General features: G+C 71.5%; 18 protein-coding genes and 1 pseudogene. 6 read left to right on the forward strand and 13 right to left on the reverse strand.

The genetic code is table 11. The annotated features are described in order from the left end of the window. Positions 1-138: 138 nt before the first annotated feature. The 5 genes from ACZ6AA_RS07635 to ACZ6AA_RS07655 form a co-directional block, all read right to left on the reverse strand. Positions 139-1,737, reverse strand: coding sequence for a glycoside hydrolase family 30 protein (locus tag ACZ6AA_RS07635; protein WP_471456791.1), 1,599 nt, complete (start codon positions 1,735-1,737; stop codon positions 139-141). A 45-nt stretch (positions 1,738-1,782) separates the two neighbouring features. Continuing rightward, positions 1,783-3,837: a beta-galactosidase gene (locus ACZ6AA_RS07640; RefSeq protein ID WP_468457817.1), complete on the reverse strand. Its 2,055-nt coding sequence runs from the start codon at positions 3,835-3,837 to the stop codon at positions 1,783-1,785. 97 nt (positions 3,838-3,934) lie between these two features. Next, positions 3,935-5,278, reverse strand: coding sequence for an ABC transporter substrate-binding protein (locus tag ACZ6AA_RS07645; RefSeq protein WP_471456792.1), 1,344 nt, complete (start codon positions 5,276-5,278; stop codon positions 3,935-3,937). A gap of 86 nt (positions 5,279-5,364) precedes the next feature. Then, entirely contained in the window at positions 5,365-6,315 is a 951-nt protein-coding gene (locus tag ACZ6AA_RS07650) for a carbohydrate ABC transporter permease (protein WP_468457813.1), read from the reverse strand. 3 nt (positions 6,316-6,318) lie between these two features. Beyond that, on the reverse strand, positions 6,319-7,236 hold the full coding sequence (locus ACZ6AA_RS07655) for a carbohydrate ABC transporter permease (RefSeq protein WP_468457811.1): 918 nt from the start codon (positions 7,234-7,236) through the stop codon (positions 6,319-6,321). A gap of 278 nt (positions 7,237-7,514) precedes the next feature. Here ACZ6AA_RS07655 and ACZ6AA_RS07660 point away from each other — a divergent pair, with 278 nt between their 5' ends. Together ACZ6AA_RS07660 and ACZ6AA_RS07665 are read left to right on the forward strand one after the other, a co-directional pair. Next, complete coding sequence (locus ACZ6AA_RS07660) at positions 7,515-8,510, forward strand: LacI family DNA-binding transcriptional regulator (RefSeq protein ID WP_471456794.1); 996 nt, start codon at positions 7,515-7,517, stop codon at positions 8,508-8,510. Between the two features lie 288 nt (positions 8,511-8,798). Further along, positions 8,799-9,455, forward strand: a complete 657-nt coding sequence (locus ACZ6AA_RS07665; RefSeq protein WP_471456796.1) for a CAP domain-containing protein — start codon at positions 8,799-8,801, stop codon at positions 9,453-9,455. A gap of 50 nt (positions 9,456-9,505) precedes the next feature. Here ACZ6AA_RS07665 and ACZ6AA_RS07670 read toward each other — a convergent pair whose 3' ends face one another. Continuing rightward, positions 9,506-10,774: a tannase/feruloyl esterase family alpha/beta hydrolase gene (locus tag ACZ6AA_RS07670; RefSeq protein ID WP_471456798.1), complete on the reverse strand. Its 1,269-nt coding sequence runs from the start codon at positions 10,772-10,774 to the stop codon at positions 9,506-9,508. Further along, positions 10,774-11,826 (reverse strand): annotated as a pseudogene (locus ACZ6AA_RS07675) (extracellular catalytic domain type 1 short-chain-length polyhydroxyalkanoate depolymerase); the annotation flags it as partial. The pseudogene ACZ6AA_RS07675 and the gene ACZ6AA_RS07670, both read right to left, overlap by 1 nt. A 269-nt stretch (positions 11,827-12,095) precedes the next feature. On the opposite strand from ACZ6AA_RS07675, the gene ACZ6AA_RS07680 reads away from it, so the two are divergent. Further along, positions 12,096-13,538, forward strand: coding sequence for an RICIN domain-containing protein (locus ACZ6AA_RS07680; RefSeq protein WP_471456800.1), 1,443 nt, complete (start codon positions 12,096-12,098; stop codon positions 13,536-13,538). Between the two features lie 138 nt (positions 13,539-13,676). Here ACZ6AA_RS07680 and ACZ6AA_RS07685 read toward each other — a convergent pair whose 3' ends face one another. Next, the gene (locus ACZ6AA_RS07685) at positions 13,677-14,615 is read right to left on the reverse strand and encodes an NADP-dependent oxidoreductase (RefSeq protein ID WP_471456802.1); all 939 of its coding nucleotides are present in this window, start codon (positions 14,613-14,615) and stop codon (positions 13,677-13,679) included. A gap of 149 nt (positions 14,616-14,764) precedes the next feature. On the opposite strand from ACZ6AA_RS07685, the gene ACZ6AA_RS07690 reads away from it, so the two are divergent. Further along, entirely contained in the window at positions 14,765-15,145 is a 381-nt protein-coding gene (locus ACZ6AA_RS07690; protein ID WP_468457801.1) for a winged helix-turn-helix transcriptional regulator, read from the forward strand. Positions 15,146-15,346: 201 nt separating this feature from the next. Beyond that, positions 15,347-16,084, forward strand: coding sequence for a hypothetical protein (locus ACZ6AA_RS07695; RefSeq protein WP_471456804.1), 738 nt, complete (start codon positions 15,347-15,349; stop codon positions 16,082-16,084). A 90-nt stretch (positions 16,085-16,174) separates the two neighbouring features. Here the strand turns inward: ACZ6AA_RS07695 and ACZ6AA_RS07700 are convergent, their stop codons facing one another. Beyond that, on the reverse strand, positions 16,175-17,035 hold the full coding sequence (locus tag ACZ6AA_RS07700; RefSeq protein WP_471456806.1) for a winged helix-turn-helix transcriptional regulator: 861 nt from the start codon (positions 17,033-17,035) through the stop codon (positions 16,175-16,177). Positions 17,036-17,128: 93 nt separating this feature from the next. Between ACZ6AA_RS07700 and eno the strand changes: the two genes are divergently transcribed. After that, positions 17,129-18,412 carry a phosphopyruvate hydratase gene (gene eno, locus ACZ6AA_RS07705; RefSeq protein ID WP_471456808.1) on the forward strand — a complete coding sequence of 428 codons (1,284 nt, stop codon included), beginning with the start codon at positions 17,129-17,131 and terminating at the stop codon, positions 18,410-18,412. 28 nt (positions 18,413-18,440) lie between these two features. On the opposite strand, the gene ACZ6AA_RS07710 is transcribed toward eno, so the two are convergent. The 4 genes from ACZ6AA_RS07710 to ACZ6AA_RS07725 form a co-directional block, all read right to left on the reverse strand. Continuing rightward, positions 18,441-19,040 carry a dihydrofolate reductase family protein gene (locus tag ACZ6AA_RS07710; protein ID WP_468482420.1) on the reverse strand — a complete coding sequence of 200 codons (600 nt, stop codon included), beginning with the start codon at positions 19,038-19,040 and terminating at the stop codon, positions 18,441-18,443. A gap of 47 nt (positions 19,041-19,087) precedes the next feature. After that, complete coding sequence (locus tag ACZ6AA_RS07715; protein WP_471456810.1) at positions 19,088-19,912, reverse strand: metalloregulator ArsR/SmtB family transcription factor; 825 nt, start codon at positions 19,910-19,912, stop codon at positions 19,088-19,090. A 78-nt stretch (positions 19,913-19,990) separates the two neighbouring features. Continuing rightward, positions 19,991-20,638 carry a S1 RNA-binding domain-containing protein gene (locus ACZ6AA_RS07720; protein ID WP_471456812.1) on the reverse strand — a complete coding sequence of 216 codons (648 nt, stop codon included), beginning with the start codon at positions 20,636-20,638 and terminating at the stop codon, positions 19,991-19,993. 61 nt (positions 20,639-20,699) lie between these two features. Next, positions 20,700-22,553, reverse strand: a complete 1,854-nt coding sequence (locus tag ACZ6AA_RS07725) for a sigma-70 family RNA polymerase sigma factor (protein ID WP_468482423.1) — start codon at positions 22,551-22,553, stop codon at positions 20,700-20,702. Between the last annotated feature and the right edge of the window lie 114 nt (positions 22,554-22,667).

Genomic DNA, 22,667 nt, shown 5'->3' on the forward strand with positions numbered 1-22,667 from the left:
CAACCCGGGCGGGGGAGAAGCACCACGCCCCGCCCCACCGCTCGCCCCCCCCTTCCCCCCTTGCGCTGGGGGGGGGGGGGGGGGGTGTTTCCCCCCCCCCCCCCCCCCCCCCCCCCCCCCCCCCCCCCCCACGGCCTGCTACGCGGTGCCGGACACCCCGTCCACGACGAAGCTGGTGACCGACTCGGCCGGGACGGTGACCGTGGCGCGCCGGTCCGTGACCCGTACGGGGTCGCGGCGTTCCAGTGCGCCGTCGGCGCTGGTCACCACCGGCGTCACGGTGGCGTCCGGGCTGACGGCGGCGAACCTCGACAGATCCACCGTCACCGTGCGCTCCGCTCCGGTGGAGTTGACGTGGACGATCGTGGCGCCCTTGCCGTCGGCGTCGAGCGCCGCCGCGCTGGAGCCTTCGTCCACGGTGATCAGGCGGTCGCCCGGACGGATGTGGTGGGTGAAGTTCCGGGCCGTGTCGAACTTGGTGTTGGTCGTGATGGGGCAGGTCTTCAGGGTGTCCTCGGCGGTGCAGTCGAAGGGGAGCTGGATGCTGCCCCAGTTGCCGCCCTTGGCGCTCTCACCGCCCGGCTTCATGTTGTTGTAGTCCTCGACGGGCTGCCAGAACACCCAGGCCGTGGGCTCCAGTTCCCGCAGGTCGTCGACCATGTGCTGGGCCAGGCCGAGACCCGACCTCATGTCCTCGAAGTCCTGCCCGTCCGGGTCCCACTCCCCCTCGACCTCGCTCATCCACAGCGGCTTGCCCGCCGCCCTGGCCAGGTCGCGCACCGTGGTCCGGCCCCCGGTGCCGTACGTGTGGACGTTGAGCTGGTCGACCAGGCGCCGCACCTCCTCCGGGTAGGAGTTCCAGTTCTCGGCGAACTTGGTGGGGTTGGTCTCGTCCATCGCCGAGATCTTCGTGCGGCTCTTGGACTTCCGCAGGGTCGGGGCCAAGGAGCGGATCACCTCCTGCTGCAGCCCCGGGCCCATGTGTGCGCCCTCCTGACGGCCGCCGACGGGCTGCCCGTCGGGGCCGAGTTTGGTGCTCCAGTAGTCGGTGTTGGGTTCGTTGAAGGGGTCGAGCGTCTTCACCCTGATGCCGTGCGCCTTCTCCAGGCGCCGGGTCGCGCCGGTGAGGTACGCGGTGAAGTCGTCGATGGACTCCGTCTTGAGCTGGTCCTCGTTGGCGTCGAAGCCCCCGGAGACGTAGCCGCTCTTCGTCATGAACCACGGGGGCGAGTTGCTGAACGTCTCCCAATGGTCGATCTTCGACTTGATCCGGTCGACCCACCAGCGCTGGGGCTTGTCCGCGTCGCCCTTCCAGTGGGCGGGGTTCGCGGGATCCCACCACTCGGTGTCCTCACGGGTGGTGCCATCGGGAGCCCGCCACCAGCCCTCGACGGCGCCACCGGCCCGGAGGTAGTCCTTGACGTCGGGGGCGTTGCCGCCGCCGATGTTGTAGCGGGCGATGTTGAGGTTGAGCCCGTCGGCGCCGAACAGCAGCTCGGCGAGTTGGTTGCGGATCTCGTCGGGATAGCCCCCGGTGGCGTTGGCGAACCAGACCAGGCTGGTGCCCCAGCCCTCGAACTTCTGCTGCGCGTGCACGGGATCGGGCCGGACGGTGACGGAGTCCGCGGCTCGTTCCGTCGCGGGTGACGGTGGGGCGGCGGCGAGTGCGGTGACCGCGGCCAGGGCGGTGACGCCGAGGACGGTCGGCAGCGGCCGCTTGCGGGTGCCGTGTGCCATCGTGATCCTTTCTGGAGTTGTCACTTCGGGTGGGGCGCCGTGCTGTCAGGGGGCGGACTCGCGCAGGACCGCGACGCCGCGTGGGGGCAGGGTGAGGTGGCTCTGCGGTACGTCTCCAGGGGCGCCGGCGAGTACGTCCCCGGTAAGGCCGGTCAGGGTCACCGCCTCGTCGGTGCGGTTGACCAGGAACAGGTAGCGGCGGTCCCCGGACCGGCGGACCGTGAGCTCGACCCGGCCGCGCGCGGCGGCGGGGAGTTCGCTCCTGACCTCGGCCACATCGAGCAGACGGGGCAGAAGCCCGGCCAGTCCCTCCGCACCCAGGCGGCTGCCGACATAGGCGGCCGACCCGCCCCCGGCGCGGCGGCGGGTGACCGCCGGGCGGCCGCTGTGCTCGCCCGAGCCGTAGCGGGCGAGCACCTCCACGGCGGGGTCGGTCACGTCGGCCCGGTCGGCCCACAGCGTGCCCGTGAAACCGCCGTCCAACGACACCGCGTCGCCGTCGAGAAGCGGCCCGAACTCCTCCACGCGAATGCCGAGCAGATCCCGCAGCGCGCCCGGGTAACCGCCCAGCCACACATGGTCGTTCTCGTCGACGACACCGGAGAAGTACGTGGTGACCAGGTGGCCGCCGCCCTCCGCGTACCGGGTGAGCCGAGCGGCCAGCTCGGCGGGCACCACGTGCAGGACGGGCGCGACGAGCAGCCGGTACGGGGCGAGGTCGGTGTCCGTCGTGATCACGTCGGCGCGGATCCCGAGGGCGAGCAGCGCGGAGTACCAGTCGAGCGCCTCCTGGCGGTAGTCGAGGCGGGACGTGGGGTGGGAGTCCTGTTCGCTGGCCCACCACGACTCCCAGTCGAAGAGGATCGCGACGGCGGCCGGTTCGCGCTCGGAACCGGCGACAGGCGCCAACTCGTCCAGCGTGCGGCCGAGTTCGGTCACGGCACGGAAGACCGCGCTGTCCTCCCCGGCGTGCGGGACCATCGCCGAGTGGTACTTCTCCGCGCCCGCCACCGACTGGCGCCACTGGAAGAAGCAGATGCCGTCGGCGCCGTGGGCGACGTGCAGCAGCGAGTCCCGGGCGAGGTCGCCGGGGCGCTTCGCGACGTTGACGGGCTGCCAGTTGACGGCGCTCGTGGAGTGCTCCATCACGTACCAGGGCCGGCCACCGGCGATGCCGCTGATGAGGTTCGCGGAGAACGACAGCTCGTCGCGGTCCTGGGGGCCGGGGTGGACGTAGTGGTCGTTGGAGACGAAGTCGACCTCGTGGGCCCAGTCGGCGTAGTTCATGCCCTTGGTGCCGCCCATCACCATGAAGTTGCTGGTGACGGGCGTTTCGGGGGTGAGGCGGCGCAGGATGTCCCGCTCGGCGCACAGATAGTCCTTGAGCGCGTCCGACGAGAAGCGCTTGAAGTCCAGCTGCTGGGTGGGGTTGGGGTGGGAGGCGGCGAGGCGGGGCGGCAGGATCTGGTCCCAGTCGCTGTAGCGCTGGGACCAGAAGGCCGTGCCCCAGGCGTGGTTGAGCCGGTCGAGGCCCTCGTACCGGTCGCGCAGCCAGCGCCGGAAGGCCCGGGCCGCGTCGTCGGAGTAGTCGTAGATGTTGTGGCAGCCCAGCTCGTTGTTGACGTGCCAGGCCGCCAGGGCCGGATGGCCCGCGTACTGCTTCGCCATGGCGGAGACCAGCCGGAGCGCGTACTCACGGAACACCGGCGACGTCGGCCGCCAGTGCTGCCGCGCGCCGGGCCAGACCGTCGCCCCCTCGGCCGTGACCGGCAGGATCTCCGGGTGCGCCGTGGTCAGCCAGGGCGGCGGTGACGCGGTGGCGGTGGCGAGGTCGACGGCGATGCCGTGGGCGTGCAGGAGGTCCATCAGCTCGTCGAGCCACGCGAAGTCCCAGACCCCGTCGTCGGGTTGGAGGCGCGCCCAGGAGAAGATCCCCAGGGAGATGATGTTGACCCCCGCCCGGCGCATCAGGCGGACGTCCTCCTGCCAGACCTCCCGGGGCCACTGCTCGGGGTTGTAGTCGGCGCCGTAGGCGAGCCGGGCGCGGCTGCCGCCGTCCGGTGCGGGCAGCAGGCGGGGCAAGGTGGTGCGACGGGTCATCGTCACTCTCGTCTTTCGAGCGTCGTGCGAGCGTGTGTCGAGGCATGGGCGCGTGCGGCGTCGCGCGCGGGCGTGCGGCGGGCGCACGGCGGGCGGATCACTCGTGGACGGTGAACCCCTGCTGCTTGCCGTACTCGGCCGACTTCCGCTGCCAGGACCTCAGCCCGTCGACCAGCGGGGTGTCCGACACGTACGCCTTGCCCGCGGTGTCGTTGAAGACGGAGTTGGAGTAGACCTGGAACGGCAGGTACGACCAGTCGTCCGGGACGCGCGCCGCCGATTCGGCGAAGACCTGGTTGGCCTTCTGCCCGCCGAAGTAGGGGAACTTCGTCTGCTGGAACTTGTCCGACGTCAGATCGGTGTTGGTCGCAGGGAAGGCACCGTTCTTGATCCGGGTCTGGACACCGGCTCCGTGATTCGCGTACTCGATGAAGGCGTACGCGAGTTCCTTGTTCTTCCCGGCCGAGGGCAGGGCCAGGGAGCTGCCGCCGTTCTCCGCGCTGACCTTGCCGCCCTTGGTCCACTGCGGCAGCGGGGCCACCCGCCAGTCCCCGGCGCCGGACTTCACGCCGGAGGCGAGGTTGGCGGGCATCCAGGCGCCGATGGCCAGGGTCGCGATGGTGCCCTTGGCCATGCCCTGGTACCACTCGTCGCTCCAGGACGTGATGGGCGCGAGGAGCTTGTCGTCGATCAGCTTCTGCCACGTGCCCGTGTAGGCGGTGGCTCCCTTGTCCTTGAAGCTGATGCCGACGTCGGTCTTGTCCTTCACGTCGAAGGGCCGTGCGCCCGCCTGCCACAGCAGGCTGGTGGTCAGGCCCGCGTCACCGGTGTCGTTGGTGATGTATACCTTCGGGTCGGCCTTGTGCAGGGCGCGGGCGGCGTCGACGTACTCGTCCCAGGTCGTGGGCACGGCGATGTCGTGCTTGTCGAAGAGCTTCTTGTTGTAGAAGAGCGCCATCGGCCCGGAGTCCATCGGCAGCGCGTAGGTCTTGTCGCCGCCCTGGCTGACGGCGCTCCAGGGACCGCGGGAGTAGCTGCTGGCGAGCTTGTCCGCGCCGAATCCTGACAGGTCGGTGATCGATTCCTTCAGGGCGAACTGGCCGAGGGCGTAGTACTCGATCTGCGCGACGTCGGGGACGCCCTTGCCCGCGGACATGGCGTTCTGCAGGGCGGTGTACTGCTTGTCGTTCGTGCCCGCGTTGACGAGGTCGACCTCGACGCCCGGGTGCTTCTCCTCGAAGTCCTCGGCGACCTTCTTCAGGGTGGGTTCCCAGGCCCACACGGTGATCTTTCCGCCCTTCTTCAGGGCCGCGTCGATGTCCTTTCCGGATACGTTCTTCGGGCTGTCCCCGTCGTCGGAGGAGCCGCAGGCGGCCGCTCCCAGGGTCAGTGCGCAGACGACGGCGAGACCGCGCAGGGCACGGCGGGTGTGCAACGGCATGGACGTGTTCCCCTTGGCTGGACGTGCGGATCGGTGTGCGGTGAGCGGGAGTGGGCGGGGGCCGGTTCGGGCGCGGGCGCGGAGTGCTACTCCTTGACGCTTCCGGCGGCGAGGCCCGACTGCCAGAACTTCTGGAGCAGCAGGAAGGCGGCGACGAGCGGCACGATGGTGAGGAGCGACCCGGTGATCACCAGGTGGAAGACGGGCTCGCCGCCCGCCGTGGAGGCCTGGGCGTTCCAGCTGTTGAGGCCCAGGGTCAGCGGATACCAGTCGGGATCCTTGATCATGATCAGCGGCAGGAAGTAGTTGTTCCAGGTCTGCACCATCGTGAACAGCAGGACGGTCACCATCCCGGGCGCGAGCAGCGGCAGACACACCTGGACGAAGGTGCGCAGCTCCCCGGCGCCGTCGACGCGCGCGGCCTCGAGCAGTTCGGCGGGGATCGCCTCGGTGGCGAAGACCCACATCAAGTAGAGGCCGAAGGGCGAGATGAGGGAGGGGATGATGACGGCCCAGGGGGTGTCGGTCAGGCCCATCTCGCCGAACATCAGGAAGGTGGGCACCGCGAGGGCGGTGCCGGGCACGGCGACCGCCCCGATGACGACGGCGAAGACGACGCGCTTGCCGGGGAAGTCGAACTTGGCGAGGGCGTAGCCGCCGAGGACGGCGAGGACGGTGGCGCCGCCGGCACCGAGGACGACGTACAGGAGGGTGTTCAGGAGCCAGCGGGTGAAGACACCGTCGTTGTAGGTGAAGGTCTCCCTGATGTTGTCCCAGAGGGCGAAGTCACCGCCGAACCACAGGCCGAACGAATCGGCCAGGCCTTCCTGGGACTTGGTGGCGCTGATGACGAGCCACAGCAGCGGCACGAGGGTGTAGAGGACGACCAGGCCCGTGAGCAGGGTCAGCGGCACGCTGCGGCGGGGGCGGGCGAGGCTGTGGCGCTGCCGTCGGGGGGTGCGCAGCCGGGGCGGCGGCGCGTGCCTCGGGCCGGTGGCGCGGGTGGTCCTGGCGGCGGTCCTGGTGGGGGTGGCCATGGGTCACGCTCCCTTGCGCATGCCGCGGAGCTGGACGACGTAGGCGATGACCATGGTGATGAGGCCCATGATGATCGCGACGGTCGCGGAGTAGTTCTGCTGCTGTCCGTTGAACGACAGGGAGTACGTGTAGAGGTTGGGGGTGTACGAGGTGGTGATGGCGTTGGGCGCGAGGTCCTGGAGGATGCTCGGCTCGTTGAAGAGCTGGAAGCTGCCGATGATCGAGAAGATGGTGGCGATGACCAGCGCACCGCGGATGGCGGGGAGCTTGATGGCGGTGATGACGCGCAGCTGCGACGCGCCGTCGATCTCCGCGGCCTCGTAGAGGGAGTGCGGGATCACGCGCAGCGCGGAGTAGAAGATCAGCATGTTGTAGCCGACGAACTCCCAGGTGACGATGTTGCCGATGGACGCGAGCACGAGATCAGGGGAGAGCGGGTCGGGCAGGTCGGCGCCGAAGGCGTCGTTCACGTCGCCGACGAGTCCGAACCGGGTGCCGTACATGAAGCCCCACATGAGGGTGGCGACCACGGCGGGCACGGCGTACGGCAGGAAGATCGAAATCCGGAAGAAGCTCTTGCCGTAGAGCCGGCCGCTGTCCAGGGCGAGCGCCACGAGCAGCGCGATCCCGAGCATGATCGGCACCTGGACGGCGAGGAACAGCGCCACCCGGCCGAGCCCCTCCCAGAACTCGGGGTCGTCCAGGGCTCGTTGGTAGTTGTCCAGGCCCACGAAGGTGGTGCCGCCGATCAGCCGGTCCTGGAAGAGGCTGAGGTAGATCGAGTAGGCGATGGGAGCCAGGAAGACCAGGGCGAAGACCAGGGCGAACGGGGCCACGAACCCCCAGCCCGTCCAGGACCGCCGCCGTCGCGGCGGGGGTGCGCCCGCACGTCCGACGGCCGCGGATTGCAGTGTTGCCATGACAAGTCCCCTCGTGCTCGCCTCGCGCCCGAAGGGGCGCGCCTTGCGATGTTTACGTAAACATCGATGGCCGGAAAGGGCCGCCGGTCGTGTTATGTTTACGTAAACATTGAGTGGGAGATGTCTACACTGCGCCGCAGCGGAGGGTCAAGAGGCTGCGCGAGAAGTCGATGTGAGTGCGGGGAAGGGTGCAAGTGACAACCAGCGGAACACCTGCGGGCGGGCGCCGGACGCCGGGCCGTCAGGGCGGGTCGCCCCGCCGCAAGCAGGGCGCGTCCATGATCGACGTCGCCCGCCTGGCCGGCGTCTCCGGCCAGACCGTCTCCCGGGTCTCCAACGGCTTCCCCGGCGTCACCGAGGAGACCCGCGCGCGGGTCCTGGAGGCGATGACGGAGCTGGGCTACCGCCCCAACAGCGCCGCGCGGGCCATGCGCCGCGGCGAGTTCCGCACCATCGGCGTCGTCACCTTCACGCTGTCGACCACGGGCAACGTCCACACGCTCGACGCCATCGCGCGCTCCGCGGCCCAGGAGGGGTACGCGGTCACGCTGCTCCCGGTCGCCGTGCCGACGCAGGACGAGGTGCGCGGCGCCTTCTCCCGCCTCGGCGAACTCGCCGTGGACGCGATCATCGCCATCATGGAGGTGCACCTCCTGGACGCGTCGTCCCTGGTCCCGCCGCCCAACGTGCGGGTCGTCGTGGCCGATTCGCACGCCGGCGACCGCTACAGCGTGGTGGACACCGACCAGGCGGGCGGCGCCCGGACGGCCGTGGACCACCTGCTCGGCCTCGGCCACCGGACGGTCTGGCACGTGGCCGGACCCGAGGAGTCGTTCGCCGCCCAGGGCCGGGAAGGCGCCTGGCGCGCCACGCTGGAGGCGGCGGGCCGCGAGGCGCCGACCGCCCTGCGCGGCGACTGGACCGCCGAATCGGGCTACCACGCCGGGCTCCTGCTCGCGGAACAGCCGGACTGCACCGCCGTGTTCGCCGCCAACGACCAGATGGCCCTCGGCGTGATGCGCGCCCTGCACGAGAAGGGCCGCTCCATCCCCGGCGACGTCAGCGTCATCGGCTTCGACGACATCCCCGACGCGTCCTCCTTCTTCCCGCCCCTGACCACCATCCACCAGGACTTCGACCAGGTGGGCCAGTTGCTCGTGGAGAGCGCGCTGCGGCAGATCCGTACCGGGTCCGGTGAGCAGGGGACGACGCTGGTGCCCACACATCTCGTGGTGCGGGAGAGCACGTCTGCTCCGGCTGCGGGGCGCCGCTGACGGAGGCCCTGGAAGGCACGCGCGCGTAGGCGTGGGGGAACACTGCGCGCGCGTGCCGGTCGAGGGTGTCGCCAACCGCGGGTCGCATCCTGCTCGTTGGGGGCGCGGCACGGGCGCCACGGCATCGGCCCTGCCCGTCAGGGTGGCGCGGGCGGGGCCGGGGCGGGATGGACTTTCGCGTACGGCCCCATGGACTCTCGTACGTCCGCGAAAAAGTGTTGTCTCCAGGCGCCGAGCCGCTCTCCTATACGTCGGACCGACCGGCGTACACCACAGAGCGGAGCAGACATGCACCTGGATCACGACGGCGAGCAGGACCGGGCCCTCACTCCGGGGGCCGGGACCGCCGACGCCGAGCGGCGCGGTCGTCACGGGCGGAGCACGCGCGGGCGCAAGGTTCGCATCCTGGCCGGCGGCGTCGTGGCGGCCGCCACCGTCGCCTCGGTGGGCACGTTCGCGCTGGCCAACCCCTCCGGCGGCGAGGACCAGGGCAAGGACGCGGCGACCGCCGCCGCCCCGCGCGCCAAGACCCAGCCGAAGCGCCCGGCGGTGAGCAAGTCCGCGAAGTACGCGAAGCGGCTGCTGGTCCTCGTCAACAAGGAGCGGGCGCGGGCGGGTTGCGGGCCCCTGCGCCTGGACCGCCGGGTGCAGACCGCCGCGATGGCGCACGCCAAGGACATGGCGGCGCGCGACTACTACGACCACACCAGCCCGGAGGGCGTGAGCGCCGGGGACCGGATGCGCAAGGCGGGCTACCGGGCCGGGGCCTGGGGCGAGAACATACACAAGGGTCCGAAGGGCCCCAAGACCGCGATGCGTGACTGGATGCGGAGCTCCGGACACCGCAAGAACATCCTCAACTGCGCGTACAAGGACTTCGGCGCCGGTGTCAGCCTGAAGGCCAACGGCCCGTGGTGGGTGCAGAACTTCGGCACCAAGCGCTGATCCCGTGGCCCGCCGCACCGCCCCGGGTCAGCCCTTCAGCGGGCAGCTGGTCAGCAGGGTGGCCGGGTCCGCCCCTGCGGGACGCGGGACGGTGCGGCCGGGCGGCCCGCGTCCCGGACCAGTCGGGCGTAGACGTCCGCAGCACGGCTGATGGGCAGCAGAACGTCGAGTGTCCCCTGCACCGTGATCAGCGGTTTCCCGATCGTCCCGGTCAGCTCGATCCGCTCCACCGCGCGATGGACCCGCGCCGGACGGCGCGCGTAGTCGTAGTCCGCGTCGCATCCGGGCGTGCCGGGTGCGCAGTACGGGGTGCCCGCCTCGGTCGGGCCGTCGAAGCCGGGGTCGAACTCCTCGCGGTAGACGCGCTGGGTCAGGTCCCAGTAGGCGCGGTGGTGGTAGGGCCACAGGAATTCCGAGCCCGCGGGGAAGCCCGCCGCGAGGAGCTTTCGGTGGGCGCGGGCGGCTCCGGCGCCGCCCGCCGCGTAGGCGGGGTACGCGCGCAGTGCGGTCGGCAGGGAGGTGAGCGGGTTCGGCCCGTCGGCGCGCCACAGGGTGCCCTCCCAGTCCACGCCGCCGTCGTACAGCTCGGGATGGTTCTCCAACTGCCAGCGCACGAGGTAGCCGCCGTTGGAGATGCCCGTGGTCAGGGTGCGGGCAGGAGGCCGACCGTAGCGCTGGGTGGTGACCGCCCGGGCGGCCCTGGTGAGCTGGGTGACGCGCCGGTTCCATTCGGCGACGGCGTCACCCGGCCGTCGGCCGTCGCGGTGGAACCGGGGCCCGGTGTTGCCCTTGTCCGTGGCGGCGTAGGCGTGGCCGCAGGCCAGCACCCAGTCCCCGATGGCCCTGTCGTTGGCATACTGCGCCCGGTTGCCGGGGGTGCCCGCGATCACCAGGCCGCCGTTCCAGCGGTCGGGCAGCCGGATGACGAACTGGGCGTCGTGGTCCCAGCCGTGGTGGGTGTTGGTCCGGGAGGTGTCGGGGAAGTGGCCGTCGACCTGGATGCCGGGGACGCCGGTGGGCGTGGGCAGGTCCTTCGGGGTGAGACCGGCCCAGTCCGCCGGGACGGTGTGGCCCGAGCCTACGGTCCCGGCGGTGGTCAACTCGTCCAGGCAGACGACGAGTTGGCGCTCGGCGCCGGGGATGTGCAGCCGGTCGAGGCGGGCGCAGGTCGCGGATTCCGGGGTGTGCGTGGCGGCTCCGCTCGGGCCGATGGTGAGGACGAGCACCAAGGCAGCTCCCGTGGCGGCGGCGCGCGCGAGGCGGAAGGAGCGTGGCGCCGGAGCGGTGCCGCGGCGCCCGCGCCCGAAGGACCGGCTCACCCGTGGAGGCCGAAGAACTCGGTGATCCAGTAGCTGGAGCAGATCGACGCGACGAAGTGGACGGTGCCCGTCGCCCCGCACTGCCGCGCCCCGCTTCCGGGGTCGACCGGAGTGCCGTGGCCGACGGCCGGCACCCGGTCGACCTCGACCGCGACGCTGCCGTCGGCGGCGAGATACTGCTCGCGCCGGGTGCCGTCGGGCCCGAGGGTGGACGTGCGGTCGGGCGTCTGTTTCAGACCGTGCACGGCCGTCCACTGGTCGCGCAGGGCGTCCGCGTTCCTCGGTACGACCGTGGTGTCGCGGTCGCCGTGCCAGACGGCCACGCGCGGCCACGGCCCGGTGTGGCCCGGGACGGCGTCCTTCACGCTCTTCGCCCAGGCCGCGGGGGTCCGGGTCACGCCGGGGTTCATGCAGGTGAACGCGGACAGGACGTCGATGGCGCAGCGGTGGGGCAGACCGGCGACGACCGCTCCGGCACGGAAGACGTCCGGGTAGGTGGCGAGCAGGGCCGAGGTCATCCCGCCGCCCGCCGACAGGCCCGTCACGTACGTACGGGTGGGGTCGCCGCCGTAGGCGGATCCGGCCTTGGCGACCATCTGCCGGATCGAGGCGACCTCGCCCTGGCCGCGCCGGGTATCGGCGCTCTGGAACCAGTTGAAGCACTTGTTGAGGTTGTTCGACGTCGTGGTCTCGGCGAAGACCAGCAGGAACCCGTACCGGTCGGCGAACTCGGTCAGGCCGGAGTTGTCGGCGTAGAGCCGGGCGCTCTGGGTGCAGCCGTGCAGGGCCACCACCACGGCCGGACGCGCGGGCAGTGACGTCGGCCGGTACACGTACATGTTCAGTGCGCCCGGGTTGGCCCCGAAGTCGGTCACCCGCTCCAGGGCGACCGCCGCGCGCGCCTCGGGGGCCGGGGCGAGCAGGGACGCGCCGGAGGCGAGCGCGAGGGCCGCGGCCAGCGTGCCGATCCTGCGCGTCCGGCGTCGGAGCCATTCCGTCCGCCGGGACAACAGGCTGGTTCGGGTGGGCAGTTGGGCGATTCCGTACGCCATGAGTGCCTCCTGCGAGCGGCGAGGTGCCGGTCACCCTAGGAGCGCCCCCGAACCTCGCGACATGGCATAGGACCCCACAACTCGGCCCCACGCACAGGCCGTACGCCCTGTTGCGCGGCCGGAACGGAGTCGCCGTGTGCGGTGATCCGCCAAGGAGCCGTGGAACGGGCCGTGTTGAACGTATTGACGAACCGCGCGCACGCTCCTACGGTCCCGTTTCACAGAATCACACACGAATCAACAATTCAGAACGCAACGAAGGTTCCTTCATGTTGAGACGCACCCTCACCCCCCTCCTGGCCGTGTGCGCGAGTGTGCTCGCGCTGCTCACCGCCGCTCCCCCGGCGCAGGCCGCGCCGGTCACGGTCACCAACGGAACGCAGTTCAGCGACACCGGCGGGGCGCCGGTCCACGCCCACGGCGGCGGAGTCATCAAGGTCGGCTCCGCCTACTACTGGTTCGGCGAGAACCGCGACGGCGGCAACAACTTCAAGGCCGTGTCCGTCTACCGCTCCACCGACCTGAAGACCTGGGAGTTCAAGAAGGACGTCCTGACCCAGGAGTCCGCCCCCGAGCTGAAGGTCGCCAACATCGAGCGCCCCAAGGTGATCTACAACAAGTCCACCGGCCAGTTCGTCATGTGGATGCACAAGGAGAAGGGCAACGGCGACTACAGCGAGGCCCGCGCGGCCGTCGCCGTCTCCGACACCGTCGACGGCGACTACACCTGGAAGGGCAGCATGCGCCCGCCGGGCGACGTCACGTCCCGGGACATGACCCTGTTCCAGGACGACGACGGCACGGCGTACCAGATCACGTCCGCCAGGGACAATGCCGACCTGCACATATACCGTCTCACCTCCGACTACACCCGCTACGACGAGCTGGTCGCCAACCCCTGGGCGGGGACGTACCGGGAGGCGCCCGCGCTGTTCAAGCGGGACGGCGTGTACTTCATGCTCACCTCGGGCAACAGCGGCTGGCAGCCCAACCAGCAGCAGTACGCCACCGCGACCAGCATCACCGGCCCCTGGAGCGAGATGAAGGACGCGGGCAACGACAACGGCTACCACTCCCAGACGACCTTCGTCCTTCCCGTGCAGGGGAGTTCGGGCACCTCGTACCTGTACATGGGCGACCGCTGGGGCAACTCCATGGGCGGCACGGTCAACGACTCGCAGTACGTCTGGCTGCCGCTGTCGTTCCCGACGCGGACCCGGCTGACGCTGCCGTGGTACCCGAAGGTCAGCATCGACGCCGCCGCCGGGACCGTCGAGGGCGTGGAGGGCGGCCCGCACTTCGGACTTGAGGCCCGGCACAGCGGCAAGTGCCTCGACGTGTCCGACGAGTCCGCCGCCGACAACGCGACCGTCGTCCAGTACGGCTGCGCCCTCGGCCTCAACCAGCAGTGGCGGGTCGAGGACGTGGGCGGCGGGTACGCCCGCGTGCTGGCCCAGCACAGCGGCAAGTGCCTGGACGTGGCCGACGAGTCCACCGGCGACGGCGCCGCCGTGAACCAGTACCGCTGCGGCAATGGAGCCCACCAGCAGTGGCAGTTCCAGGACCGGGGCGACGGGCGCTACCGGCTCGCGGCCCGGCACAGCGGCAAGTGCCTGACCGTCGCGGACGGGTCCACGCAGGACGGGGCGCGGCTCGTGCAGCAGCCTTGCGGGAGCGGCGCCGACCAGCAGTTCCGGCGGCGCGCGGCCTGAGCCGGGCGGGCCTGCCGTCCGACGGCGGCGGGCCCCTCGTCCCGGGCGGGCCTCTCGTCCGGCTTCTGCGGCCCCGTCGTCCCGCGGCGGACGGGGTCGGCATCCCGCCTCGGCCTGGTCCGCGCCCCGTCGCGTCGGTCAGGGGACCAGGACGAGGCGGCCGCGCCTGCCGTCGCGCTCTTCGAGTCGGCGGTGGGCCCGCACCGCCTCGTCCAGCGGCAGGGTGTCGGCGACGCGGGCGGTGAGCTGTTGGGCCTCGGCCAGCGCGGCGAGCTGGGCGAGGGCCGTGCCGTCGGCGGCGACCCACTGCTCGGCCACCGTGATGCCGCGGAGCGGGACCGGGGCGGCGCCGCCGACGACGGAGACGAAGGAGCCGTGGTTGCGTACGGCGCCCAGCGCCGCGATGCCGAGCACGGCGGCGTCGAGGGCGGCATCCACGCCACCGGGCACCAGGGCGCGGACGTCCTCGGCGAGATCGCGGGAGCGGGGGACGAACCACTCGGCCCCCGCGGCCCGCACGAACTCCTCGTCGGCGGTGTCCGCGTACGCCACCACCCGCAGCCCGCGCAGGGCGGCCAGTTGCACCGCGAAGCCGCCCACGGCTCCCGCCGCCCCGGTGACCAGCAGGGTCGCACCCGGTTCCAGGGCCGGCAGGTCAAGGGCCTGGAGGGCGGTGAGCCCGTTCAACGGCAGCGTGGCGGCCTCGACGGCGGAGAGCCGCGCCGGGGCCGCCGCGACCGCAGTGGCGTCCAGGACGACGAAGTCGGCGTACGTGCCGAGCGAGAGGTCCAGCCGGTCCCGCACCCCGATCACCCGGTCCCCGGGCGCGAACTCCCTCACCCCCGGGCCGACTTCGTCGACACGCCCCGCGACGTCCCAGCCGATACCGATGACGTCCCGGGGCGGCAGCAGCCCCGCAGCGCCGAGGTCCCCGGAGCGCGTCAGCGCGTCGACGGGGTTCACCGCGGCCGCCTCGACGCGCACACGGACCTGCCCGACACCAGGGGTCGGCACCGGCACCTCCACGATCTCCAGGGCCTCCGGCCCGCCCGCTTCCCGCACCACGACCGCGCGCACGCGCGACTCCTCCCGTTGGAATCTCCCCGGCGTTCCGCGACGCCCTTCTCCGCCTCGCCGAACACCAGCGACCTTATGGAGAGTTACTCTCCATCGGGAAGAAGGCACTTCAAGGTGCCTAGCGCACGCCAAGGAGAGCGAGGAGAGCCATGAGCAAGCGCGCCGAGGAACGGGCCGCCTACGACGCCTACCTGGCCGAGTGCCCCGCACGGCATCTGCTGGACCGCATCAGCGACAAGTGGGTCAGCCTGATCGTCAACGCCCTGGCCGAGGGCCCGCAGCGCTACTCCGACCTGGCCCGGCGCCTCGCGAGCGTGAGCCAGAAGATGCTCACCCAGAGCCTGCGCAACCTCGAACGGGACGGCCTCCTCACCCGGACCGTCACCCCGTCCGTGCCGGTCCGGGTCGACTACGCCCTCACCCCGCTCGGCGAGTCCCTGATCCCCCTGATGCGGGCGATCAAGGCATGGGCCGAGGAGAACATGGACGAGGTCCTCAAGGCGCGGGCCGCGTACGACGTGAGCACCTAGAGCCTGTCGCGAAAGTGGATCCTGGTCGGGGGCGATCGCGTGCCGCATGCGAGACGTCCGGGCCGGCCGGGCGATAGGGTCCGCATGTGCGTTGATCTTCCGGGCGGCGGCCACGCGCCGCCGCAGACGGTGTCGGCGACCCCGATGGGTTCGGGGCCGCCCGGCCGCCATACCCGTCGTCACAACACCGGAGATCACGCAATGACTGCTCAGCAGCCCCTCACCTACGACGCGTTCGTCGAACTCGCCGCCGCCGACTCAGCTGTCGTCGGCCTTGTCCTCAAGGGGTCCCGGGCCCACGAGGGCATGACCACCGAGCACTCCGACCACGACCTCTACGTCGTCCTCGCCGATGGTGCGACGACGGACCTCACCCGGTTCGCGGGGCACCGCACCCCGGAACTCGACCTCGTCATCCTCTCCCTCGACCAGTTCCGCGCCGCCGGAATGCCCGGCTTCGAGCGGTACGCCCTCGCCCGCGCCCGGGTCGTGCTCGACCGGCTCGACGGAGGCATCGCCCGGATCCTGGCCCGCAAGGCACGGCTCGACGCCGATGAAGCTTTCCGGGAGGCGGGCGCGTGGCTCGACGCCTACGCCAACTCTCTCTACCGCTCGGTCAAGAACGACCGCGACGGACACGCGCTCGCGGCCCGGCTCGACGGCGCCGACAGCATCCGGTTTCTGCTGGAGTTGCTCTTCGCTCTCGACGGCCGCCCCCGCCCCTACAACAAGTATCTGCAATGGGAGCTTGCCCGATTCCCGCTGCCCGGCTGGGACACCGGCATGCTGCTCGACGCCGTGGACCGCATCTCAGAATTGGGCGACGTGACCACGCAGCGTCGTCTCTTCGCCCAGGTCGAGGCAGTGGCCCGCCGGGCCGGGCACAACGCGGTGCTGGACGCATGGGGTGAGGACCTGGAGCTGATGCGGCCGCAGTAGGAGCGCACCGCGCGCGAGTTCCCGCACTGCCACTTTGGCCGTCTGAGGCTTCTGGGGCTTCTGGGACTTCTGGGGCTTTCGCAACAGGCCCTAGATCCACCCGGCGGCCAGGCGCAGGCTCTCCTCGACCGCGTGCGGGATGTCGACGACCGGGAACAGCGTGTGCCGCACGGTCCGTTCTGCGTCGACGATCAGGATCAGACGCTTGTGGCGCAGCCTGCCCGCGCCACGGAAGGTCGGCAGGCGCAGGGCCGCGGCCAGCCGGTGGGAGGCGTCGGAGAGGAGGGTGTACGGGACCTGCTCGGCGCGCGCGAACTCTGCCTGCTCATGGAGGAGTTGGGTGCTGATTCCGCGTACGTCCACGTCCGCCGCACGGAAGTCGGGCCAGGCGTCGCGGAAGAGCCGGTTCTCCAGGGTGCAGCCGACCGCGCCGGGGATCGGCGGCTCGCCCCACTGGATGCCCGTGCCGGGGTAGGTGAACAGGACGGTCGCGGCGGCGTCCGGCGAGATCAGGGGCAGGTCGACGCCCCCTGGGCCGGGCAGGTCGAGGCCGTCGGGCAGGCGGGTGCCGGTCAGAGCGTGGACGCGGGCGTGTTCGGCGCTGTCCGCAGCGGCGGTCCCGGTGAGGCTGCCGTCGCCGAGGACCCACCGGTCGCCCCAGTCCTGCATGGCGACGAGGAGCGGGAGCAGTGCGGCTCCGGCGTCGGTGAGCACGTACTCGTACCGTACGGGACGCCGTTGGTAGAGGCTGCGGCGCAGCACACCCTGGGCGACGAGTCGGCCGAGGCGCTCGGTGAGGACCTTGCGGGACAGTCCGATCTCGGCGGCGAGCGCGTCGAAGCGGACGTGGCCGCGGGCGACTTCGCGCAGCACCAGCACGTTCCACCAGTCGCCAAGGACCAGGGCGGCCTGGGCGATGCCGCAGGTCTCGTCAGCGTTGTGCATCCTCATGGACCCATAGTAGGTTCCTTTTCGGGACCCACTTTGTTTCTGCTTGAAACTTACCGCCCGCCGCCGCGCGGGCCCAGCGTGAGGAGTTGCACCGTGACCGCCATCAGCCGGGTCGTCGCACGCGAGATCATCGACAGCCGGGGCAATCCCACCGTCGAGGTCGACGTGGAGCTCAAGGACGGTTCGCTCGGCCGCGCGGCCGTTCCCTCGGGCGCGTCCACCGGGGCCAGGGAGGCGGTGGAGCTGCGCGACGGCGACCCGAATCGGTATCACGGCAAGGGAGTTCGGCGCGCCGTCGACGCCGTCAACGAGAGCGTCGCGGACGCCGTGACCGGGCTCGACGCCGAGGACCAGGCGACCGTGGACCGCACGATGATCGACCTGGACGGCACGGACACGAAGTCACGGCTCGGCGCGAACGCCCTGCTCGGCGTCTCCCTGGCGACCGCCAAGGCTGCCGCGGCCGCCCACCGGCTGCCGCTCTACCGCTACGTCGGCGGGGTCGACGCCCGGATCCTGCCGGTGCCGATGATGAACATCGTCAACGGCGGGGCGCACGCCGACAATCCGCTCGACTTCCAGGAGTTCATGATCGCCCCGATCGGCGCGGCGACCTTCGCCGAGGCCGTCCGGATGGGCTCGGAGGTCTTCCACACCCTGCGCGGCAACCTGGTCGCCGCCGGACACAGCGTGAACGTCGGTGACGAGGGCGGCTTCGCCCCCGACCTGCGCACCGCCGACGAGGCCCTGGACTTCGTCGTCCACGCCATCGAGCAGACCGGCTACAAGCCCGGCACCGACATCACCCTCGTCATGGACCCGGCCACATCGGAGTTCTTCCACTACGGGGTCTACGACTACGCGGGCGAGGGCGTCCGCCGCACCCCCGCCGAGCACGCCGACTACCTCGCCGCCCTCGTCGACCGCTACCCCGTCGCCTCCATCGAGGACCCGATGGCCGAGGACGACCACGACGGCTGGCGCGACCTCACCGCGCGCCTCGGCGACCGCTGCCAGCTCACCGGCGACGACGTCTTCTGCACCAACGAGACGCTGCTCACCGCCGGGATCCGCGACGGCGTCGCCAACTCGATCCTGGTGAAGGTCAACCAGATCGGCACCCTCACCGAGACCCTCGCCACGGTCTCCACCGCCCACCGCGCCGGCTACACCGTCGTGATGTCCCACCGCTCCGGCGAGACCGAGGACACCACCATCGCCGACCTGGCCGTCGCCACCGGCTGCGGCCAGATCAAGACCGGTTCCCTGTCCCGCTCCGACCGCACCGCCAAGTACAACCAGCTGTTCCGGATCGAGGAGGAGCTGGGCGCGCAGGCGCGGTACGCGGGGCGGGAGGTGCTGGGCCTGCGGCGCTGACGTCGTCGGCCGCCGCTGGCCATCCGCCTCAGCGGACCCGGTCGTAGATCATCGCCATCTCGCCCAGCTCACCGGTCTCCTGCTGCGTGAGCTTCCACTGCGAGGCGGGCAGGCCGTCCTCGAACAGCCGCTCCCCTCCCCCGGCGATCTCGGGGCAGACCAGCAGGTACAACCGGTCGATCAGGTCGGCGGCGAGCAGCGGCTTCACGATGCTCGCGCTGGTGTTGACGAGGATGTCGCCCTCACCGTCGGCCTTGAGCTCGGCGACGACGTCGGCGGCCGGGGCGTTCACCACCCGGGCGCGTTCCCACGGGGCCTCGGTCAGCGTGGTCGAAAGGACCACCTTCTCCGTGTCGACCAGCCACTTCGCGTAGCCGCGATCGCGTGGGTCGGCGTTCTCGTCCGCGGCGACGGCCGGCCAGTACCCCAGGAATCCCTCGGCGTTGACTCGGCCGAGGAGGGCCGTCGTCGCGCCCTCCCATATGCGGGTGAGGTGATTGCGTGCGACCTCGGTGGTCGCGTAGCGCACGATCGCACCGAGGTCGGCGGGTCCACCCGGTCCGTTGTAGCGCCCGTCGAGAGTGAGGGCGATGTTCGCGGTCACTTTGCGTGCGGTGGAGTCGGTCATGACTGTGTTTCCTCTTCCGTGGTCTCGGTGTGAGGCGCCTTGTACGTTCACTGGGATGTGCGGACGGCGTCGGCGAGCCTGTCGAGGCTCTGGCCGAAGCCGATCTCGATGCCCGCGATGAAGTCCGCGGAGTCGACCGTGCTGCCGGTGATCCGGTACTGGACGTCGAGGTCCGTGCCGGTGTCGCTGGCCCGGAGGTCGAAGTCGACGTGGGCGGTGAAGGCGGAGCTGCCGTCGGGAAGGTGCGGGGAGAGCCGGTAGGCGAGGCGCCCACCGGGGCGCACGTCCTCGACGACTCCTTGTCCGTGCCCTGCGACCTGGTCGGAGCCGTCGACGTCGTCGGTGTCGCGGTACTGCAGGACGATGCGTCCGCCCGGGCGCGCCTCGAAGACGAGCTCGGAGACGCGCAGGTCGTCGGGCGTCCACCACCGGGCGAGCAGGGAGGGCTCGGTCAGGTGGCGCCAGACCAGGTCGGGCTCCCCGGCCAGGGAACGGTGGAACCGGAACGAGCGGCCGTCGGCCCACCCCGGCGCCTCCGCCGCGCGGCGCTCCGCGTCGAGGCTGCGTCCGTAGCGGTCGTAGGTCTCGCGGGGGCCGCCGGCCTGGTCCGCGGTGTCGGCGAGCCCGTGGAGCACGACAGCCAGGTCCCGCAGGGGGTCGGAGCGGAGGGCGTAGATGCGGCGCTGGCCGGTGCGCTGCGACGTGACGACACCGGCGCGCTCCAGGTGCTGAAGGTGCTTGGTCGTCTGCGGCTGGCGCGCCTCGGCGAGCTGGGCGAGGACGCCGACCGGCCGGGGCCGCTCGGCCAGGAGGGCCACGAGCCGCCAGCGGGCCGGGTCGGCCAGTGCGGTGAGGAGTGCGTCTGCGTCCATGGGCAGCAGTATTCACCCATACGAATATTCGCGTCAAGGAATATCTCTGGGTGGGCGGCCGCACCCTTCACCCCGCCCTCAGCGAAGCGGACGGACAGGATCCTCCTGGAGGGCCTTGAGCGACACCACGACCTGGCCCTGTCGCGTGTGCGAGACGACCACTTGACCGGTGACGCGCTGCCCGGCCTCGACGGCCTCGCAGGCGTGATCGATGTGCGACCACGTCAGGTCGACCACGCGGATGAACCCGGTGCACAGCCCGTCGGGCTCTCCGTCCAGATGGACGAAGACGCCGAAGTCCGCCACCTGTGACACCGTCCCGGTCACCACCCGCCCCGGCTCCATGCCGAGGACGAAGGAGCGGAGTTCCGGGTTCTCGCAGGCCCTCGCGGACAGCTCGAGCCGACCGCCACGTCGACGCCCGATATCCTCGGCCTCGATCTCCTGACCGACCGCGAGGATCTCCGAGGGGTGGTCGACGGGGCGCATCGACACCTCGTCCGCGGGAATCCGCGCCGACTCGACGCCGCAGCCCTCGGAGGCCTGGCCCTCGACGCCCTGACCCTCGCAGGCCTGGCCCTCGACGACCCGATCCTCCGCGCGAGCCACACGCACGAGGACATCCGCGCCGTCGAAGCCCACGACCGTCACCTTCCTCACCGGGCTCGGCCGAAGGAGGCGGTCCCTCAAGGACCGCAGGCGCGGGTCGGGGTCGAGGTCGGGCATGCGCGGAGCCTAGCGTCCGGGTTTCGGCAGCCAGGGGTCCGGCGGCAGGCGCCGCGGCCTGCTACCTCCCGAACACCTGGGTCCACGTCCAGTCCTTCTCGACCACGCCGACGCCCATCGTGGTGAGGTCGCAGTTGAGGATGTTCTCGCGGTGGCCCTGCGAGGTCATCCACGACTGCATCACGGAGTCAGGGGAATTCTGGCCGCGGGCGATGTTCTCGGCGCCGGGCGACGGATAGCCCTGGGCCGTGGCCCGGTCGGCGAAGGAGCGGCCGTCCTGGCTGGTGTGGTCGAAGTAGTTGTTGTCGGACATGTCCTCGCTGTGGAGCTGAGCGGCGCGGGAGAGCCGGTCGTCGAGCTTCACGGGACGGCAACCGGCCTTGGCCCGCTCGTCGTTGACGAGCGCCAGGACCTTCCCGGCCGTGGTGTTCGCGGGGGCGGCCGTGGGGGCGGTCGGCGCGGTGGGCCTGGGCTTCGGCTTCTCGGTCCGGGGCGGCTTCGGGGCGGGCTCCTTCGTACGCGAGGGCTTGGGCTTGGGCGCGGCGGACTTGCTCGGCTTCGCCTTGGGCTTGCGCGACGGTGAGGGCGAGGCGGTGGGCGAGGGTGACTCGGGGGCCGCGGACGTCTCGGGCGGCGCGTCGGCCGCGGAGGTCGACTTGTCGTCCTCTCCGTCGCCCGGCCACAGGTGCAGGCTCGCCATCGTGCCTCCGGTGACGAGTACGGCGGCGGCGGCCGCGAGGACGGTGGCGCGCCGCCGCTTGGCTATACGGCCCGGGCGGCGGTGGCTGCGGCGGCCGGGGTGCGGGGCGTCGCCCACGGTGGCGAGGACGGAGGTGTCACCGGCGGGAGCGCCGGTCGGCGCGGGGATGTGGTCCAGCGGGACGTCCGGGCGCAGGGGGTCGCCCGCGAAGCCGTCGTGACCGGCCGGGGCGAAGTCGGCGCCGTGGGCCGAGCCCGAGCCATGGGCGAAGTCCTCGCCCTGGACGAAGTCGGCCCCGTGACCCCAGTCGCCCCCCTGGCCCACGTCCGCGCCATGGCCCACGTCCGCGCTATGTCCCAAGTCCGCACCGTACGCAACATCCGTACCGTCACCGAGCCCCGCACCCGACCCCCCGCCCCGCCCCAGCGCGGCAAGCCCCGCAAGCCCGGCCAGCGCCACCGGCACCAACCCGAGACCCACCAGCAGCCCCTCGGCCGGCACCAGCCCCGCCTCGTACCCGGAGCAGGCCGTGCAGTCCCGCACATGCCGGGCGATGCGCTTGCGCCACAGCCCCGACGGATGGCCGTCCCAGACCCCGAGCACCGAGGCGAGCCCGGCGCACGAGGGCTGCGCGGACAGCGCCCGTACGACAAGGCGGGCGGTCTCGAGCTGCGCCTTCATGCGCTGCACCCGCACCGCCGTGTGCTGCGGCGACAGACACATGGCGGTGGCCACGTCGCTGCGGCTCAGCTCCCCCGCCGCCTCGAGCCACCACAGCGAGAGGAGCGCGCGGTCGTCGGTGTCCAGCCAGCGGGTGGCCTCGGCCGCCTCCCGCCGCTGCCCCTCCAGGCCCAGGCGCAGGATCGTCAGGTCCACGAAGTCGGCGCCCGGATCGGCCACGTCGTACGCGTCCTGGAGACCGGAACCGGAGGGCGCGGCCTGCTGCTTGTGCCAGTGGCCGCGGATCTGGTTCATCGCGATGGCCACGAGCCAGGACCGGAAGCTGCGCGGGTCCTGGAGCGAGGCGAGCGCGCCGAGCGCGCGGATCATCGTCTCCTGCACCACGTCGTCGACGTCCGCGTGCCCGTTCAGCGCCCGGCCCACGATGTTGTAGACCAACGGCAGATACTCGGTGACCAGCTCGTCCTGCGCCCACAGGGCACCCTGCCGCGCCGCCTCGACCACCGCGGCACGGTGCTCCTCAGTCGCTGCCACAGCCGCCCACGTCCTTTCCCTGTCCCCCGCATTTTCCGTCCGACACCAGGGAGACCCGAGGCCGGGGGGCGGGATAACAGAAACAGGAGTGGCGGATGAGCAAGCGAGTGGCGA

The sequence above is a fragment of the Streptomyces sp. NPDC040610 genome, assembly GCF_055594065.1.

Coding starts and splice junctions, on each gene's coding strand:
- ACZ6AA_RS07635 (WP_471456791.1), bottom strand. CDS start 1,737: ATGGCACACGGCACCCGCAAGCGGCCGCTGCCGACCGTCCTCGGCGTC.
- ACZ6AA_RS07640 (WP_468457817.1), bottom strand. CDS start 3,837: ATGACCCGTCGCACCACCTTGCCCCGCCTGCTGCCCGCACCGGACGGC.
- ACZ6AA_RS07645 (WP_471456792.1), bottom strand. CDS start 5,278: ATGCCGTTGCACACCCGCCGTGCCCTGCGCGGTCTCGCCGTCGTCTGC.
- ACZ6AA_RS07650 (WP_468457813.1), bottom strand. CDS start 6,315: ATGGCCACCCCCACCAGGACCGCCGCCAGGACCACCCGCGCCACCGGC.
- ACZ6AA_RS07655 (WP_468457811.1), bottom strand. CDS start 7,236: ATGGCAACACTGCAATCCGCGGCCGTCGGACGTGCGGGCGCACCCCCG.
- ACZ6AA_RS07660 (WP_471456794.1), top strand. CDS start 7,515: ATGATCGACGTCGCCCGCCTGGCCGGCGTCTCCGGCCAGACCGTCTCC.
- ACZ6AA_RS07665 (WP_471456796.1), top strand. CDS start 8,799: ATGCACCTGGATCACGACGGCGAGCAGGACCGGGCCCTCACTCCGGGG.
- ACZ6AA_RS07680 (WP_471456800.1), top strand. CDS start 12,096: ATGTTGAGACGCACCCTCACCCCCCTCCTGGCCGTGTGCGCGAGTGTG.
- ACZ6AA_RS07690 (WP_468457801.1), top strand. CDS start 14,765: ATGAGCAAGCGCGCCGAGGAACGGGCCGCCTACGACGCCTACCTGGCC.
- ACZ6AA_RS07695 (WP_471456804.1), top strand. CDS start 15,347: ATGACTGCTCAGCAGCCCCTCACCTACGACGCGTTCGTCGAACTCGCC.
- ACZ6AA_RS07700 (WP_471456806.1), bottom strand. CDS start 17,035: ATGAGGATGCACAACGCTGACGAGACCTGCGGCATCGCCCAGGCCGCC.
- ACZ6AA_RS07710 (WP_468482420.1), bottom strand. CDS start 19,040: ATGACCGACTCCACCGCACGCAAAGTGACCGCGAACATCGCCCTCACT.
- ACZ6AA_RS07715 (WP_471456810.1), bottom strand. CDS start 19,912: ATGGACGCAGACGCACTCCTCACCGCACTGGCCGACCCGGCCCGCTGG.
- ACZ6AA_RS07720 (WP_471456812.1), bottom strand. CDS start 20,638: ATGCCCGACCTCGACCCCGACCCGCGCCTGCGGTCCTTGAGGGACCGC.